The organism is Leifsonia soli (assembly GCF_013408745.1).
GTDB lineage: Bacteria > Actinomycetota > Actinomycetes > Actinomycetales > Microbacteriaceae > Leifsonia > Leifsonia soli.
On the sequence record NZ_JACCBJ010000001.1, the window covers coordinates 1666396 to 1683441 of the forward strand.

Genomic DNA, 17046 nt, shown 5'->3' on the forward strand with positions numbered 1-17046 from the left:
TGGGGCCGGGGAGGATGGCTGCGACTCTAAGAGCGAGGCAAATCGGACTGCAAGCGATTGCCAGAATTTGCCATCGTGTGCTCTGATATCGGCATGAGCCCTCTCACCGGTGCGGGGAACGACCGCCCAGCGACCCTCGCGGACGTCGCAGCGCTCAGCGGCGTCGCCACCTCCACGGTCTCGCGGGCGCTCTCCAACCCGGGCCGAGTGAACGTCCTCACGCGCGAGCGCATCGAGCGCGCCGCACGCGAGCTCAACTACGTGCCGAACTCGCAGGCCCGCGCGCTGACGAGCGGACGGACCCGCGCCATCGCCGTGCTCGTCTCGGACGTGACGAACCCGTTCTACTTCGGCATCATCCGGGGCACCCAGCACCAGCTGAAGGCCGCAGGCTACACGCAGCTGCTCGTGGACACCGAGGAGTCGGACGAGCTGGAGGACGGGACGCTGCACAAGCTCCGGCGCTCCTTCGACGGCGCCATCCTCGCCGCCTCCCGGCTCACCGACCGGCGGCTGACGGCCCTCGCCAAGGAGATCCCGCTCGTCGCCGTGAACCGGCAGACCCGGGGCGTTCCGAGCGTGTTCATCGACACGCCGAGCGCGATTGAGCAGGCCGTCGGCCACCTCGTCTCGCTCGGCCACCGCCGCATCGCGTACGCGGCGGGGCCCGCCACCTCGTGGCCGAACGAGGGCCGCTGGCGCGCACTGGTCCGCGCCGCCGAGCACTACGGCGTCGAGGCGGTCCGCCTCGGGCCGTTCGCGCCGAGGCAGTATGCGGGGGCGGCGGCGGCCGATGCGGTCCTCCACTCGCGCGTCACCGCCTGCATCGCCTTCAACGACCTGCTCGCGATCGGGATGCTCCCGCGCTTCCGCGAGCGCGGCGTCCGCATCCCGAACGACCTGAGCATCGTCGGCTGCGACGACATCTTCGGCGCCGACTTCTGCAACCCTCCCCTCACGACGCTCACCGCGCCGATCGAGCAGGCGGGCCGGACCGCGGTCGCCATGCTCCTGTCCCGTCTCGACGGCGGGCCGGCGCCGATGGCGCGTCAGGCGGTCACGCTCCCCACGCACCTGACCGTCCGCGACTCCACCGGACCAGCACCCCGGACCGCACCGACCGCACCGACCACGAACGGAGTCCCGACCGCATGACCGCCCTCGCGCCGCATCCCGACCGCCTGTTCCCCGCCGACCCGGGCGTGCGCGACATCGCCAGGCGCCTGTACGCCGAGGTGGCGACGGCGCCGATCCTGTCGCCGCACGGACACGTGGATGCGCGCATGCTCGCCGACGACGAGCCGTTCCCGGACCCGGCGGCCCTGCTCATCACGCCCGACCACTACGTCACACGCATGCTGCACGCTGTCGGCGTGCCCCTCGACGAGCTGGGGCTCGCCCGCGACGGCCGACCGTCCACGGCCGACGGGCGCGCGATCTGGCGGCGGCTCTGCGAGCACTGGGACGTCTTCCTCGGCACGCCGGTCCGGCTCTGGTTCGAGACGGAGTTCAGCGAGGTCTTCGGCCTCACCGAGCAGCCGTCCCCCGCCACCGCCGACGCGCTCTACGACCAGCTGAGCGCGACGCTCGCCGACCCGGCCTTCCGGCCACGGGCGCTGTTCGAGCGCTTCCGCATCGAGGTGCTGGCGACCACGGACGACCCGGCCGACGACCTGGCCGCGCACCACCGGCTCGCCGCCGACGCGACTTTCCCCGGCCGCGTCATCCCGACCTTCCGCGCCGACCGGTACATGCACCCCGACGAACCCGGATGGGCGGCGCGGCTGGAGCGGCTCAGCGCCGTCGCCGACGTCGACACCACGACGTACCCCGGGCTGCTGGAGGCGCTGCGCCGCCGCCGCCGGGCGTTCGCGGAGGCGGGAGGGACGGCTACCGACACGGGCGTGATCGACGCCGGCAGCGATCCGCTCCACGAGGCCGAGGCGTCGCGCATCCACCGGGCGGCACTCGACGGAACGCTCACCGCCGGCGAAGCGGCCGCCTACCGCCGCAACCTGCTCTACCGGCTCGCCGAGCTCTCCGCCGAGGACGGCCTGGTCATGCAGCTGCACCCCGGCGTGCTCCGCAACCACCACCGGCCCACCTTCGACGCGTACGGACCGGACACCGGCCACGACCTCCCCGCCGTCGGCGCGTTCACCCGGCCGCTCACGCCCATCCTGCGCGACTTCGGGACGCATCCCACCTTCCGGCTCGTGCTGTTCACGGTCGACGAGACGACGTTCTCACGCGAGATCGGCCCGCTGGCCGGCTTCTACCCCTCCGTGTACGCGGGGGCGCCGTGGTGGTTCATCGACACACCGGACGCCATCCTGCGCTACCGGCGGGCGGTCACCGACAGCGCCGGCTTCACCAAGACCAGCGGGTTCATCGACGACACGCGTGCCTTCTGCTCCATCCCGGCCCGGCACGACATGTCGCGTCGGGTGGATGCGTCCTACCTCGCCACGCTGGTCGCCGAACACCGGGTGAGCGAGGAGGACGCCGCCGTGCTCGCACGCCGGCTGGTGGACGACATCCCGCGGACCACGTTCCGGCTCGGCTGACCGGGCGTCGCGCTACGCTGGAGGGACTGCTCGATTCTTGCCACCCGCGGGAGAGCTGACCCCCGACTACATCCCCGTCGTGGCGGACGGCCCTCGTCCGTCGCGGCTATACGAAGGAGCACTACGTGTCACAGGAAGCAACCGCCAACATCGGCGTCGTCGGTCTGGCGGTGATGGGGTCGAACCTGGCCCGCAACCTCGCATCGCGCGAGGGCAACACCGTCGCCGTGTACAACCGCACCTACACGCGGACCGAAGACCTGATGAACGCGCACCCCGAGGCCGGCTTCGTCGGCTCCGAGGAGATCGACGACTTCGTCGCCTCGCTGTCGAAGCCGCGCACCGCGATCATCATGGTGCAGGCGGGGAAGGGCACCGACGCGGTCATCGACCAGCTGGTCGAGCGGTTCGAGCCGGGCGACATCATCGTCGACGGCGGCAACGCGAACTTCCACGACACCATCGAGCGCGAGAAGCGCATCGCGCCCACCGGCATCCACTTCGTGGGCGCCGGCATCTCCGGCGGTGAGGAGGGCGCACTGAACGGCCCGTCGATCATGCCGGGCGGCTCGGTGGAGTCGTACAAGACGCTCGGACCCATCCTCGAGTCCATCGCCGCGGTCGCCGAGGGCGAGCCGTGCGTGACCCACGTCGGCACCGACGGCGCCGGGCACTTCGTGAAGATGATCCACAACGGCATCGAGTACGCCGACATGCAGCTCATCGCCGAGGCGTACGACCTGCTCCGCACCATCGGCGGCCTGGAGCCGGCCCAGATCGCGGACGTGTTCGCCGAGTGGAACAAGGGCTACCTGGAGTCGTACCTGATCGAGATCACCGCCGAGGTGCTGCGCCAGGTGGATGCGGAGAGCGGCAAGCCGTTCATCGACATCGTCCTCGACCAGGCAGGATCAAAGGGCACCGGCGTCTGGACCGTGCAGAACGCGCTCGACCTGGGCGTCCCGGTCGGCGGCATCGCGGAGGCCGTCTTCGCCCGCGCCGTCTCGTCGAAGCCGGCCCAGCGCGCGGCGGTTCAGGCGACCATCCAGTCGCGGCCGGACGTGCAGAAGGCGGAGGACGTCCAGGCGTTCGCCGACGACGTGTCGAAGGCGCTGTACGCCTCGAAGGTCGTCGCGTACGCGCAGGGCTTCGACGCGATCATCGCCGGCGCCGAGAAGTACGGCTGGGACATCCACAAGGACAAGATCGCCAAGATCTGGCGCGGCGGCTGCATCATCCGCGCACAGTTCCTCAACCGCATCGCCGACGCGTACGACGAGAACCCGGACATCGCGACGCTGCTCGAGGCGCCGTACTTCGCCGACGCGGTGCGCGAGGGCGAGGCTGCCTGGCGTCGCATCGTCGCCACCGCTGCGCTCTCCGGCGTCCCGGTGCCCGGCTTCGGCTCGGCGCTGTCGTACTACGACTCGCTCGCCTCGAAGCGCCTCCCGGCCGCCCTCGTGCAGGGCCAGCGCGACTTCTTCGGCGCGCACACCTACAAGCGGGTCGACAAGGACGGCGTCTTCCACACCCTGTGGTCCGGCGACCGCACCGAGATCGAGACCGAGCCCTCCACCCACTGACCCTCCTCGCGACTCCCGCCCGCCGTCGAGTCCGCAAAAATTGCACGCCGATCCCACGATCGGCGTGCAATTTTTGTGTACTCGACGGCGGGAGCGAGGGAGGATGGGAGGGTGACGTACGACGACCATCCGGAACTCGCGGAGTACGAGCCGCTCGGAGAGCGACCGCTCCGCGGGCGGACGATGACGGTCGCCAGCCGGGTCTTCGTCGTCGTCGCGCTGAGCGCACTGCTGCTGCCCGGCATCCTGCTCACGATCAGCATCCAGACGCAGACGGCCGAATACACCTGCTCGGTGTACGCCCGCCACTACCAGCCGGAGGCGCAGGGCTCGTCCGCGCGGTTCGAGTTCGCCGGGCCGGTCGGCCCGGGCTGGCAGTGCTACGCGCTCAACACCGAGGGGGACGCGACCTGGGTGGCGCCGCTCGGCCTCATCCCGTCGACGCCGCACCAGCTCCCGTAGGCGTCACGAACGGAGGCGTTCCCGGCTGCGGCTAACTGCCACATCCTCCGTTCGTGGCGACATGCCGGGGCCGGCACGCGCATCTCCTCCGTTCGCGCTCGGAGGTGTGCGAGGCGAGGCGGTGCGTAAAGGGAGGTGGAAGCGGCAGCAGCCACCCCAAAAGGCGCAAAACGGAGGATGGCTCGTCACTGCACGGCGGAACATCCTCCGTGCGCGCCGTGGCCACCGGGCCTCATCCCGTCGACGCCGCACCGGCTTCCGTGATGAGCGTGCGGGGGCACCGCTCTCCAACGGCTCGCCGCATCACACCGACCGGCCACCCGGCCGGCCGATGGAAACGGAGGAGAGCGCAGCCGACACGCCGAGCGGATACGCGAAAGGGAGGGCCCCGGGCACAATCGGCCCGGAAAGTCCTCCCTTTCAGACGGAGGGTGCTACGCGGCCCCGTCGAACATCGACGTCACCGAACCATCGGTGAAGACCTCGCGGATCGCGCTGGCGAGCAGCGGAGCGATCGGCAGGACCGTCAGGCCCTCCCAGCGCTTGTGCTCCGGCAGGGGCAGGGTGTCGGTCACCACGACCGAGTCGATCGCCTCGCTCTGCAGCAGCTCGACGGCCGGGTCGCTGAACACCGCGTGCGTCGCCGCCACGACGACGCCCGTTGCGCCGGCCTCCTTGAGCGCCTCGGCGGCCTTCACGATGGTGCGGCCGGTGTCGATCAGGTCGTCGACGAGCAGGCAGACGCGACCGTTGACGTCGCCGACGATCTCGTGCACCGAGACCTGGTTCGGCACCAGCGGGTCGCGTCGCTTGTGGATGATCGCCAGCGGCGCACCGAGCTTGTCGCTCCAGATGTCGGCGACGCGGACGCGGCCCATGTCGGGCGACACGACCGTCAGCGTCGACGGGTCGAGCTCCCGGCGCATGTGCTCGAGCAGCACGGGCATGGCGAACAGGTGGTCGACGGGTCCGTCGAAGAAGCCCTGGATCTGCGCGGCGTGCAGGTCGACGGACATGATGCGGTCCGCGCCGGCGGCCTTGAACAGGTCGGCGACGAGGCGGGCGGAGATCGGCTCGCGGCCGCGGCCCTTCTTGTCCTGACGGGCGTACGGGTAGAACGGCGCCACGACGGTGATGCGCTTCGCCGAGGCGCGCTTCAGCGCATCCACCATGATGAGCTGCTCCATGAGCCACTCGTTGATGGGCGACGTGTGCGACTGGATGACGAAGGCATCCGACCCGCGGACGCTCTCATCGAAGCGCGCGTAGATCTCGCCGTTGGCGAAGGTGCGCGCGTCGGTCGGGATGAGCTCACTGCCGAGACATTCGGCGATCTCCTGGGCGAGCTGAGGATGCGCGCGACCGGAGATGAGGACGAGTCTTTTCTGGCCGGTCGCGGTGATCCCTGACACTTACGCTCCGCTCTCTTCCGACGCGTCGCTCTCGCGAGCCGCTCTGTCGGCGTCCGTGCCCGGCCGCTTCTCCGCGACCCAGCCTTCGATATTGCGTTGAGGAGCGACGGTGATGGCGAGGGCTCCGGCGGGGACGTCCTTGCGGACGACCGTGCCCGCCCCTGTGTACGCTCCGTCACCCATCCTAACCGGCGCGACGAGCACGGTGTTCGTGCTGATGCGCACATGGGAGCCGATGACCGTGCGGTGCTTGTTCACTCCGTCGTAGTTCGCGGTGATGACGCCGGCGCCGAGGTTGCCCTTCTCGCCCACCTCGGCGTCCCCCACGTAGTTGAAGTGCGCCAGCTTCGTGCCCTCGCCGATGACCGCGTTCTTGGTCTCGCTGAAGGTGCCGATCTTGCCTCGCGCACCGAGCACGGTGCCGGGCCGGAGGTAGGAGAACGGGCCGACCGTCGCGCCGGCGCCGATGACGGCGAGTGTCGCGTCCGTGCGGGTGACCGTCGCGCCCTCGCCGACCTCGGTGTCGGTCAACGTCGTGTCCGGTCCGACGGTCGCGCCCGTCTCGACGACGGTGGCGCCGCGGAGCTGCGTGCCGGGGAGGACAGTGACGTCGGGCGCGAGCTTGGCCTTGACGTCGATCCACGTCGTCGCCGGATCCTGCACGGTCACGCCGGCGAGCTGCCAGGTGCGGACGATGAGCGCGTTCAGCTTCGCCGCCGCGTCGCTCAGCTGGGCGCGGTCGTTGATGCCCTCGACCAGCCACGACTCGGCCACCGGGAGCGCATCCACGTCGAAGCCGGCCTCGCGGAGCAGCCCGATCACGTCCGTCAGGTACTTCTCGCCCTGGGCGTTGTCGGTGGAGACGAGCGCCAGCTTGTCGCGCAGCGCGCCGAGCCCGAACAGGTAGATTCCGGCATTGATCTCGCCGATCGAGCGCTCGGCCTCCGTCGCGTCCTTGTGCTCGACGATGCGGTCGAGGTGGCCCTGCGGGGTGCGCACGATGCGGCCGTATCCGGTCGCGTCGGCCGGGAACGACGAGAGGATAGTCGCCGCCGCCTCGCCCGCACGGTGCCGCTCGATGAGCTCGCGCAGCGTTCCGGCGTCGAGCAGCGGAACGTCGCCGTTCACGACGAGCACGTCGCCGGTGAAGTCGGCCGGCAGCGCCTCGACCGCCAGCTCGACGGCGCGTCCGGTGCCCGGCACCTCGTCCTGGTCGACGATCACCGCCTCCGGCAGGTCGGCCGCGATCACCTCGGCGAGGCGGTCGCGCTCGTGTCGCACGACGGCGATCACGTGCGCGGCGTCGAGCTCGCGCGCGGTCGCCAGCACGTGGGAGACGATCGGGATGCCGCCCAGCGGGTGCAGCAGCTTGGGAGTGGCGGACTTCATCCGCGTGCCCTGCCCCGCCGCGAGAACGACGATGGCGAGATTCTGGTCGGTCAATGTCCCTCCAGGGGGTCGGGCGGGTCGGTCGCTCCGCCTCCAGGACTCGAACCTGGACCTCACAGCTCCAAAGGCTGTCGTGCTGCCATTACACCAAGGCGGAACGCGCGTTTCGCGCACAGGACAGTCTGCCAGACGCACCCAGGACGAACCCCCAATAGCATGGGGGGATGGCCGACGCACGCGACGAGGTGGACCGCATCGTGGACGCCTGGCTGCGCGAGCGTCCGGACCTCGACTTCGCCCCCCTCCAGGTGCTCTCGCGGGTCGACCGGCTCTCCCGGCACCTCGACCGCGCACGCCGGGGAGCGTTCGAGCGCTCCGACCTCGACTCCTGGGAATTCGACGTGCTCGCCGCTCTCCGACGTGCGGGCGCGCCGTACCAGCTGAGCCCGAAGTCGCTGCTGCAGCAGACGCTCGTGTCGTCCGGCACCATGACGAACCGCATCGACCGGCTGGTCGCCCGCGGCCTGGTCGAGCGCCGTACCGACCCCAACGACGGCCGCGGCATCCTGGTTCAGATGACGGCGCAGGGGCTCACCCGGGTGGATGCGGCCATCACCCGTCTGGTGGATGCGGAGGCCGACCTCCTCGACGGCCTGTCCGCGGCCGACGCGGAACGCCTCGCCGGCCTCCTCCGCAAGCTGAGCCTGGGGTTCGACGCGGAGGCGTGAGCGGCTCCGAGCAGACTGCAGCGAGGCAGGAACCGCCGATCACCGCGCCTTGAAGTACCGGAACAGATGGCGTTCGCGAACGCAGAGCGTGGCTGCCAGGGTGCCCAGAATCGCGGCAGGTGTCACCACCGCGAGGGTCTTCCCAGCCAGACCGGAGAGGGATGTCGGATCCGTCGCCGTCTGAGCGAGGATCAGACCGGTCAGCCCCGGGAGGGCCAGAATGCAGCCTCCCACCGCCCAGGCGACGCACTCCGCTGCCTGTTGCAGCAGCTGCGCACCCGGCAGCACACCAGCATGACGGGCCGCGGCCAATTCGAGCCGTCGACGCGTCGTTGCCGCGAAGCCGAGACCCAGGATGACCACGGCTGCCACTGCGGGCGCGAAGCGCGTCAGGCGTTGATCGAACAGTGAACCGCCGTCGAACTGCGTCCCATGGGAGGCGTTGAGCTGAAGCAATTGCGGGCCGACAGCGGCGGGCCCGGACTCCTCGCCCGTACCGCCCTGTGCGCCCGGCAGGAGCACCACAGGAAGTGTGCTGACCACGTCGCCTCCAGCCGGCCACGCTTCGACCCAGCACTCGTCGAAGGCGGCGCGCGTGTCGGCGGGTGCCAGAACCGAGTAGCCGTAGCCCGGCAGCCTGCCGTCGGACGGGTAGGCGAAGAGTCCGCCAACGCGCGCGTTCCCGTTGCGGAGCGCGAGATGCGATCCAGCGGAGATTCCGAGGGTGTGCGCCACGTCTTCGGAGATGAGCACGCCCTGGCCGGGCCGCGGATCCCCGAGGGAGGTGAACCGGGAGAAGCCTGGCGAGATCTCGAAGGCGGGGATCCGCTGAGCGGGCAAGGCGGCCGGGGCCAGATCACTCCCCGCGTGGCGGATCGCCCCGGAAGCGTTCACTCCGGCGAGCTCCGTGAGGCTGTCACAGGCTTCGCCGTCGATGGCGCCCGCCATCCGGTAGATCAGCGTCGAGCCTCCGCTTTCCCGGTAGCGAGCGGCGTCGTCGCCGATTCGTCCGACGGTCAGCACGTCCGCACCGGCCAGCACGGTCACCACGGCGGCCGCGATGATCGCGTAAAGGGCGACACGCGTCGTTCCCGAGGCGACGTTGAGCGCGGCTTCCGTCAGCGCGATCCGTATCCTCACGCGCTCCTCCCCAACTCGATGACGTCGGTGCACGCATCCCTCGTGCGTCGATCGTGGGTGGCGATCACCACGATGCTCCCGTGACCGGCACTCGCGGCGATGGCGCGGTTCACGTCTTCCGCTGTGGTCGTGTCGAGCTGGGCCGTCGGTTCATCGACGAGAAGCATGTCCGGTCGAGATGCGAGCCCTCGGGCGAGCATGAGCCGCTGGGCTTCTCCACCGGACAGATTCGCGAAGGGCGCCGAGGCGACGTGAGACAGTCCGACTCGCGCGAGCATCGTGCGCGCCTCGACCCGTGCACTGCGGTGTGAATGGCCCCGGGCCAGCAGCGGGAGAGCCACGTGGTCCTCAGCGGTGCGGCGGGCCACACCGAGCGGGTTCTGGAAGACCCAGGCGATCGAGTCGATGCCGTCCCGCCGGAGACTGCCTGTCGCGGGCTCGACCCACCCGGCCAGGATGCTCAGCAGTGTGCTTTTCCCCGACCCGGATGGTCCCACGAGAGCGTAGGTCCGATTCGGCCGCAGAGCGAGGTCGAGTTCGCTGAAGAGCCAGGGCCCATCGGTGAAGCGGTGGCCGAGCCCGGCCGCCACGACCTGCGGGGCATCGTCGACAGGCATCAGCAGCGAGGCGCCTTCCGGGTGTCGAGGCTGATCGAGCCGATCCGTGAGCCGTCACGGGGGACGACGAAGGTCTCGCCGAGCTGAGAGCCGACGATTGTCACAGCTCTGGCATGTCCCTCGTCGACGACACACCCCGTGCTCCCGGTCGTGGCGTAGACGGCAGCCGCGGGAACGCTGAAAACCGTCGTCGGCTGAGCCAAGCGGTACTGAACGGACATCCCCGGCTTCGACGCCGATCCGTCGGGCCCCGCCGCCTCGCTCCCGTTCGGGCCCGAATCGGAGCTCGAGCCCCGATATCGCAGGTACGCCTGCGACGCAGCCAAACGTTCGAGGTCGGCGGCGGAGGTGATCCTGCCTGCGGCGTCGACGGGGATGGTGAGACCGTCGGCAACGACCACTCGGTCTCCAGCCATGACATCGTCCGGCAACGGAGTCAGTACCGCTTCGGACACCCCCTGCGGAAGCGTTGCGACGGGCCCCTGCGCCGCGACCTCCTGACCCATGCCAGTGTCGCACGACGCGATCACGACCGAGGCCGCGGGGAGCCAGATGAACCGGGCGAAGGGAAGAGTGCTCCACGACCGTGCGTCGGACGCGCCGGCGGTCTCGGCCATCCGGCTCACCGCTCTCAGCGTGCCCGCGCCGAAACGTCCGTCGACTTCGACCGGCTGGCCGAGGCGCGAGAGTTCGGCCTGAAGTGACCGAACGTCTGCTCCGGTGTCCCCCACGCTCAGGTCCCGCCACAGCGGCTGCGAGGTAGCCAAGTGGACGAGCACGGCGTCGTTCACAGTGGGCCCAGCGCTCCCCGACGCTACGGTGCTGCCGGGCTGGCAGTCGTCTGCGGTGATGGTGCCCACCGCCCGGCTCGAGAGCTTCTGTGCCGGCCGTGCGGTCACCCGCAGTGTCGCCGTCTGTTCATCCGTCGTCGTGATCTCGGTCGCTTGCACCGAGGTCGGTCGCACCGTCGATGCGATGCTCTGCGGCGCGGCAGTGGGGACCAGCACAGCACCCGCTACAGTCCCGAGCGAGAGGATCGCGAACGCCCCGACGACAAGCAGCGGGGCGGAGAGCCGTGGCATGATCCGGTTCACTTCCCCGCCGAGAGGCCCAGCGGGTCGCCGGTGCACGCTAGGAAGTCGGCCGAGTCGACGCTGAAGGGGAACTTCTGGGTCTGCAGGTCCGCCTCATAGTCTTTGGTGCTGTAGCTGGGGGGCACCAGCTTCTTCTTGTGCAGACACGCAACCATGATCGTGTTCTCATCGAGGTGCTGCGGGTTTCGAGTCGTACTGAAGCGCAGGGCGGAGATCACCGCCATGTCGTCATTGCACGCGTTCGCTCCCGCATTGATGTCACCGTCGCCGCTGACCGTCGATTCGCCGTAGGGGCCGGTGATCTCAACCGCGAATCCCTTGTCCTTCATGCACGTCACGAACTGGCTCGACACCGAGGCGTAGTCCTGGTCCGTGATGGACCCCTTGGCGAGGATCTTGTGCACCACCTCGCTCGTCGTCGACCGATAGGCCTCAGCGAACTCGGCGGCCCACGGGCCCGTAAACTCTGGGACCTCGCCCTGGAAAGACGACGAAGCGGCCGCGGGACGATCCTGGACGTTCGCGGACGGGGAACACGCCGTGAGCGCGGCGGTCGCAACGATCGCAACCGCCGCGCCCGCGATTCTGAGAATCCGTGACGTCATGACGCCTTGAAGTTGTAGTTGTATGCCACGACGCCCGTGTAGCAGGCGGCCGGTTTGGAGTAGGTACCTTTCGGCGCCCACGACCCGTAGGTGTACTTGCCGTTGCTGAACTTGTTGTAGTGCTGAACTCTGCCGTACGAATCCGGGTGGTGGTACGCCTGCGACACGCTCAGAATCTTTCGCACCTCATACCCCTTTCATCGTGCAGTCACTCCGTTCGAGCCCCTTCCTCTAAGCATAGGAACACAGATATGAATATGCATATGTTTGCATTATCCAACGCACGTAATTCGCGCAGCGCAAACGACGGGAGCTGCTCCCAGCAGACTGTTATGCCGCTCTCATAAACTCGGGCGCGATGAGACTCTCCCGACTGAAGCGACTTCCCTCTCGGGTAAAGCGCGCCGCGCGCTACGAGATCCACGCCCACTGGCGTCGGCAGCCGATCGTGCAGGGGTCGGTCTTCTACGAATCGTTCTCCGGCAACGGGATGCTCGACAACCCCGAGGCGATCTTCCGCGAGCTGCTCGCCAGCCCCGACCTCGCTCACCTCACCCACATCTGGGCGCTGTCCGACCTGACCCAGTACCGCGCCGCCGTCCAGGAGTTCGCCGGAGACGACCGGGTGAGCTTCGTCCGCTACGGGTCCGCCGCCTACTACCGTGCGCTCGCGACGAGCCAGTACCTCGTCAACAACGCGACCTTCCCGCCGGACTTCTCGAAGCGTCCCGGCCAGGTCTACCTCAACACCTGGCACGGCACGCCGCTGAAGCGGATGGGCTATGACATCGAGGACGGCGCGCTCGCCACCGCGAACATCGTCCGCAACTTCGTGCAGGCCGACTACCTGCTCTCGGCGAACCCGTTCATGTCCGAGCAGATGTACGAGACCGGCTACAAACTGACGGGCGTCTACCGCGGCACCCTGGTCGAGGAGGGCTACCCGCGCATCGACCGGCAGTTCCTCGACGACGCCGGGCGCGAGACGGTCCGGCAGCGGCTCATCGCGGCCGGGATCCCGGTCGGCGACCGGAAGATCGTGCTCTACGCGCCGACGTGGAAGGGGCAGACCTTCGGCCGCCCCGAGGACGACCTCGACGCGCTGCTCGCGCACATCGCGCAGATCGAGGAGCGCATCGACACCAGCCGCTACGCCGTGCTGCTGAAGACGCACCAGACGGTGCACGCCCTGGCCGCGCACCGTCCCGAGCTGAAGCGGATGCTCGTCCCCAACGAGATCCCGACCAACCTGGTGCTGGGCGCCAGCGACATCCTCATCTCCGACTACTCCAGCATCTTCTTCGACTTCCTGCAGACCGGCCGGCCGATCGTGTTCTTCACGCCCGACCTCGCCGACTACGCGGGCACCCGCGGGCTGTACTTCGAGCCGGAGGAGTGGCCCGGCCCCGTGCTGCTCTCCGCCCGGGAGGTCGGCGACGCGCTGCACGCGATCGCCGAGGCAGGCGACGCCATCCCCGCCGAGTCGCGGGAGCGCTACCTCGACATGCAGCGCCGGTTCACCCCGTACGAGGACGGCGGCGCCTCGCGCCGGGTCGTCGACATCGTGTTCCGCGGCGTGCGCGACGGGTACCGCCTGCGCACCGACCTCGCCGACGACGGACGGCAGAAGATCCTGCTGTACCTCGGCGGGATGCGCCCCAACGGCATCACGACCTCCGCCCTGAACCTGCTCAACAACATCGATCACGAGCGGTACGACGTCTCCGCGTTCTTCGCGCAGAGCCGGTCACGGGTCGTCATCGCCAAGCAGCGGCAGATCCATCCCGCTGTCCGGCAGTTCCCCCGGGTCGGCGGGATGAACGGGACGAAGCTGCTCCACGCCGCCCGGCACCTCGACTTCCGCCGCGGGCGGATCGCGCAGCACGCCGACATCCCGGCCCAGAACCGGCTGTGGGACGACGAGTGGTACCGCTGCTTCGGCGAGAGCCGGTTCGACTACGTCGTCGACTTCTCCGGGTACGGACCGTTCTGGGCGACCCTGCTGCTGCACTCCCCGGACGCCCAGCGCGCGATCTGGCTGCACAACGACCTGGCGTCCGACGCGCACCGCGAGGTCAACGGCGAGAAGCGGATGCTGCACAGCCTCACGCAGATCTTCACGCTGTACAGCCAGTACGACCACCTGGTCTCGGTCTCCCCCACGCTCTCCGAGATCAACCGGGACTCCCTCGCCGAGTACGCCGCGCCGGAGAAGTTCGTGTCGGCGCTGAACACCGTCGATGCCGAGCACATCCTGGAGAACGCGGCCGCCGATCTGCACGAGCTGACCTTCGACGAGGAGACCGGGAGCATCCCGGACTGGGCCGAGCTGCTGCTCGCGGACGACGACGTCACGACGTTCGTCAACGTGGGCCGGCTGTCGCCGGAGAAGAACCAGGCGCGCCTCATCCGGGCCTTCGCCGCGGTGCACGCGGACAATCCGCGGACGCGCCTCGTCATCGTCGGATCGGGTCCGCTGGCCGGTCAGCTCGAGGGTCTGGTCGCCGAGCTGGGTCTCGAGGGCTCGGTGTTCCTGACCGGGATGCAGCGCAATCCGCACGCCATCATGGCGAAGGCCGACTGCTTCGTGTTGTCGAGCGACTACGAGGGCCAGCCGATGGTCCTGCTGGAGGCGCTGGTGCTGCAGCTGCCGATCGTGACCGTCGAGTTCGCCTCGGCCAAGAACGCCCTCCCGCCGGGGAGCGGGATGATCGTCCCGCAGTCGGTGGACGGCGTCGCCGAGGGGATGCGCGCGTTCCTCCGTGGCGACGTTCCGGACAGCCACTTCGACTACCACGCCTACAACCGCAAGGCCGTCGCCGAGTTCTACCGCGCGATCGGCGCCCCCGCCGCCTGACCCGCGCCCCCACCCCGCCCCGCCGTCCCCGCCCCCGCCGTCAAGTCCGCGATTTCTGACCGCTCGAGCGGCGTGTCGCGGTAAGGAATCGCGGACTCGACGGCGGGGCGGGGCGGGGTCAGGCGCGGGCGGTGAGGGCGGCGAGGTCGAGGCCCGCGGGGAGCTCGCCGTAGAGGGCGCCGCGCTCGGGGCCGAGGCGCGCCGCCACGAAGGCGTCGGCGACGGCCGCCGGCGCTGTGCGGATGAGCAGCGACGCCTGCAGCGCGACCGCGAGAGCGGCGACGAGCGGACGCACCGCCGCCTCCGCCGACGCGGGATCGTCGGACGCGGACGCCGCAGCGGCCGCAAGCCGTGCGCGCAGCCGGTCGTGGTGCCCGTCGAACGTCCGGTACACGCCGCGCGCGGCGGCGAGCTCGGCGTCGAACGCCTCCGCCGCCGCCGGCTCGCGCCGGAGCGCACGCAGCACATCCAGCGCGATGACGTTGCCGGAACCCTCCCAGATCGCCATCACCGGCTGCTCCCGATACCGCCGGGCCAGCGGGAACGCCTCGGTGTAGCCGTTGCCGCCGAGGCACTCCAGAGCCTCGTACGCATGCCCGGGCCCGCGCTTGCAGACCCAGTACTTGGTGACGGCCGTGGCGAGCCGGCGCAGCGCGACTTCCTCCTCGGGGGCGTCCGCGTCATGGGCGCGCGCCAGCCGCAGCGAGACGGCCGTCGCCGCCTCCGACTCCAGCGCCAGGTCGGCGAGCACCGCCGCCATCGCCGGCTGGTCGATCAGCCGCCGGCCGAACGCCGCGCGGTGCCGGACATGCCAGGCGGCCTCCGCGACCGCCTGCCGCATCCCCGCCGCACTGCCGTAGACGCAGTCGAGACGCGTGCGGTTCACCATCTCGAGGATCGTGCGCACCCCGCGGCCCTCCTCCCCCAGCAGGTAGCCGACCGTGTCGTCGAACTCGACCTCGCTCGACGCGTTGGAGCGGTTGCCGAGCTTGTCCTTCAGCCGCTGGATGAGGAAGACGTTGCGCAGGCCGTCGTCCAGCACGCGCGGCACGAGGAAGCAGGAGAGCCCGTTCGCGGTCTGGGCGAGCACGAGGAAGGCGTCGGACATCGGCGCGGAGCAGAACCACTTGTGGCCGGTGAGCAGCCAGCGTCCGTCGCCATCGGCGAGCGCGCGCGTGGTGTTGGCCCGCACATCCGATCCGCCCTGCTTCTCGGTCATGGCCATCCCGAACAGCGCGGACGTCTTGCCCGCCATCAGCCGTCCGTCGTAGTCGCGGCTGAGCAGCCGCGGCAGCCACTCGTCGGAGAGGCTCTCCGACGCGGCGAGCGCGGGCACCGCCGCGTGCGTCATCGACACCGGGCAGGCGTGGCCCGGCTCGACCTGCGCAAACTGCAGGAAGGCGGCGGCCCGGGCGACGTTCGCGCCCGGGCGGGGGTCGGCCCACGCGGACGTGTGGGCGCCGGCGGCGACCGCCGCGGCGATCACCCGGTGGTAGCCGTCGTCGTACTCGACCTCGTCGATGCGGTCGCCCCAGCGGTCGAAGGCGCGGAGCTCCGGCTCGTGCCGGTTGGCGAGCTCGGCATCCCGCTGGAACGCGGCGGATCCGACCAGCCGGCCGATCGCGCCGAGCGACGGGACGGCCCAGCCGGCGTCGTACCGCTCCACCCCTTCCCGGAGCGGCAGGTTCGCCGCGAACTCGTCCACGTCGACGCGCGGTGGGGCCTGGTTCACGACGGTGTGGGTGACCATGCCGGGAGTCTAGCTCCGCCCGCCGGATAGGGCCGTGCTCTCACCTCGGCTTCGGTTGAAGTATGCCAGCTCGGAACTCGTCGTCTTCGTCGAGAAGCGCGGACACCCGCGCCGACCAATCCGGCAGCCGGTTCATGCCCGTGAGGAAACGCTTCGCGACGACGATGCCGCTGTAGACGCTCGACGGTTCGTGGCGAGGTTCTCTCTTCTTCTCTTTTGGAAGCGTCGCGAACATGACATCGAAGGAGCGATGCCACAACTGCCCATGATGTGCACACACGTTCCGCAGGACAGCAAAGCTGTGGATACTGGACCCGAACCCCGTGCGCTGCAGACCAGCGGCGTCTGCCGTGCGCTGCGCGGCAAGCGGTGGATCCAGGTACCACACCATTTTGGCGAGCGCACCGAAGGTGACCACCTCGATAGCGACCCAAATGGGGACCGCTGAAAGGTCATCGCCGGAACGGTAGCGCGCGACGGTACGGAGCTGAGGCCGAAGCAGTTCTCGTCTGATCTTTGCGATGTGGCGCCCCACGTCCGGAGTGCTGTCCAGATAGGCGGCCGACTCGAGATAGAACGCCTGCGAACCGTGCACGCGTCCCGCCTCGTGCGCGAAACGGGAACGGACTCCGATTTCGATTTCGATCAGCGCTTCCGTCAGCAAGAGCCGGAGGCGGGGCATCGCGGTCCATGAGTCCAAGAATGCGCTCCAGCGACGCGCCGGCGTCGTAGTCGTCGTCTCCCCGCGAGGGCGCGACCTGGAACTCTCGCCCATATCCGCTCACGCGGTAGTAGTTCAGGCGATGAAGCGCGTGTGCGGCTTGCTGGGCGTCACCCACATC

General features: G+C 69.7%; 15 protein-coding genes and 1 tRNA gene. 6 read left to right on the forward strand and 10 right to left on the reverse strand.

The window, feature by feature from the left end; translation table 11 throughout:
- Positions 1-93: 93 nt before the first annotated feature.
- The 4 genes from BJ963_RS08050 to BJ963_RS08065 all read left to right on the forward strand — a co-directional run bounded on the left by BJ963_RS08050 (position 94) and on the right by BJ963_RS08065 (position 4612).
- The gene (locus BJ963_RS08050; RefSeq protein WP_179455794.1) at positions 94-1155 is read left to right on the forward strand and encodes a LacI family DNA-binding transcriptional regulator; all 1062 of its coding nucleotides are present in this window, start codon (positions 94-96) and stop codon (positions 1153-1155) included.
- On the forward strand, positions 1152-2567 hold the full coding sequence (gene uxaC / locus BJ963_RS08055) for a glucuronate isomerase (RefSeq protein WP_179455796.1): 1416 nt from the start codon (positions 1152-1154) through the stop codon (positions 2565-2567). The genes BJ963_RS08050 and uxaC overlap by 4 nt, the downstream gene beginning before the upstream one ends.
- Positions 2568-2740: 173 nt before the next feature.
- On the forward strand, positions 2741-4150 hold the full coding sequence (gndA, locus tag BJ963_RS08060; protein ID WP_218857441.1) for an NADP-dependent phosphogluconate dehydrogenase: 1410 nt from the start codon (positions 2741-2743) through the stop codon (positions 4148-4150).
- 111 nt (positions 4151-4261) lie between these two features.
- Entirely contained in the window at positions 4262-4612 is a 351-nt protein-coding gene (locus tag BJ963_RS08065; RefSeq protein ID WP_089909409.1) for a hypothetical protein, read from the forward strand.
- Between the two features lie 434 nt (positions 4613-5046).
- On the opposite strand, the gene BJ963_RS08070 is transcribed toward BJ963_RS08065, so the two are convergent.
- The 3 genes from BJ963_RS08070 to BJ963_RS08080 form a co-directional block, all read right to left on the reverse strand.
- Positions 5047-6024, reverse strand: a complete 978-nt coding sequence (locus tag BJ963_RS08070; protein WP_089909400.1) for a ribose-phosphate diphosphokinase — start codon at positions 6022-6024, stop codon at positions 5047-5049.
- A complete protein-coding gene (glmU, locus tag BJ963_RS08075; RefSeq protein WP_179455800.1) occupies positions 6025-7467 on the reverse strand; it encodes a bifunctional UDP-N-acetylglucosamine diphosphorylase/glucosamine-1-phosphate N-acetyltransferase GlmU in 1443 nt (480 codons plus the stop codon).
- Positions 7468-7498: 31 nt separating this feature from the next.
- Positions 7499-7570, reverse strand: a tRNA-Gln gene (locus BJ963_RS08080).
- Between the two features lie 67 nt (positions 7571-7637).
- On the opposite strand from BJ963_RS08080, the gene BJ963_RS08085 reads away from it, so the two are divergent.
- Positions 7638-8141: a MarR family winged helix-turn-helix transcriptional regulator gene (locus BJ963_RS08085; protein WP_089909394.1), complete on the forward strand. Its 504-nt coding sequence runs from the start codon at positions 7638-7640 to the stop codon at positions 8139-8141.
- A 39-nt stretch (positions 8142-8180) separates the two neighbouring features.
- Here BJ963_RS08085 and BJ963_RS08090 read toward each other — a convergent pair whose 3' ends face one another.
- Genes BJ963_RS08090 through BJ963_RS08110 form a run of 5 tightly spaced genes read right to left on the reverse strand, consistent with a single transcriptional unit; the run spans position 8181 to position 11782 of the window.
- Positions 8181-9281 carry a hypothetical protein gene (locus BJ963_RS08090; protein WP_179455802.1) on the reverse strand — a complete coding sequence of 367 codons (1101 nt, stop codon included), beginning with the start codon at positions 9279-9281 and terminating at the stop codon, positions 8181-8183.
- Positions 9278-9898: an ATP-binding cassette domain-containing protein gene (locus tag BJ963_RS08095; RefSeq protein WP_089909386.1), complete on the reverse strand. Its 621-nt coding sequence runs from the start codon at positions 9896-9898 to the stop codon at positions 9278-9280. The genes BJ963_RS08090 and BJ963_RS08095 overlap by 4 nt, the downstream gene beginning before the upstream one ends.
- The gene (locus BJ963_RS08100) at positions 9898-10980 is read right to left on the reverse strand and encodes a peptidoglycan-binding domain-containing protein (protein ID WP_179455804.1); all 1083 of its coding nucleotides are present in this window, start codon (positions 10978-10980) and stop codon (positions 9898-9900) included. Before BJ963_RS08100 ends, BJ963_RS08095 begins: the two co-directional genes overlap by 1 nt.
- Before the next feature lie 8 nt (positions 10981-10988).
- Positions 10989-11597, reverse strand: coding sequence for a hypothetical protein (locus tag BJ963_RS08105; RefSeq protein ID WP_179455806.1), 609 nt, complete (start codon positions 11595-11597; stop codon positions 10989-10991).
- Positions 11594-11782 (reverse strand): hypothetical protein, encoded by a 189-nt coding sequence (locus BJ963_RS08110; RefSeq protein WP_179455808.1) that lies wholly within the window; start codon positions 11780-11782, stop codon positions 11594-11596. Before BJ963_RS08110 ends, BJ963_RS08105 begins: the two co-directional genes overlap by 4 nt.
- Positions 11783-11955: 173 nt before the next feature.
- On the opposite strand from BJ963_RS08110, the gene BJ963_RS08115 reads away from it, so the two are divergent.
- A complete protein-coding gene (locus BJ963_RS08115; protein WP_179455810.1) occupies positions 11956-14454 on the forward strand; it encodes a glycosyltransferase in 2499 nt (832 codons plus the stop codon).
- Positions 14455-14572: 118 nt separating this feature from the next.
- Here the strand turns inward: BJ963_RS08115 and BJ963_RS08120 are convergent, their stop codons facing one another.
- On the reverse strand, positions 14573-16204 hold the full coding sequence (locus BJ963_RS08120) for an acyl-CoA dehydrogenase family protein (protein ID WP_179455812.1): 1632 nt from the start codon (positions 16202-16204) through the stop codon (positions 14573-14575).
- 40 nt (positions 16205-16244) lie between these two features.
- Positions 16245-16868, reverse strand: a complete 624-nt coding sequence (locus BJ963_RS08125; RefSeq protein ID WP_179455814.1) for an Abi family protein — start codon at positions 16866-16868, stop codon at positions 16245-16247.
- Between the last annotated feature and the right edge of the window lie 178 nt (positions 16869-17046).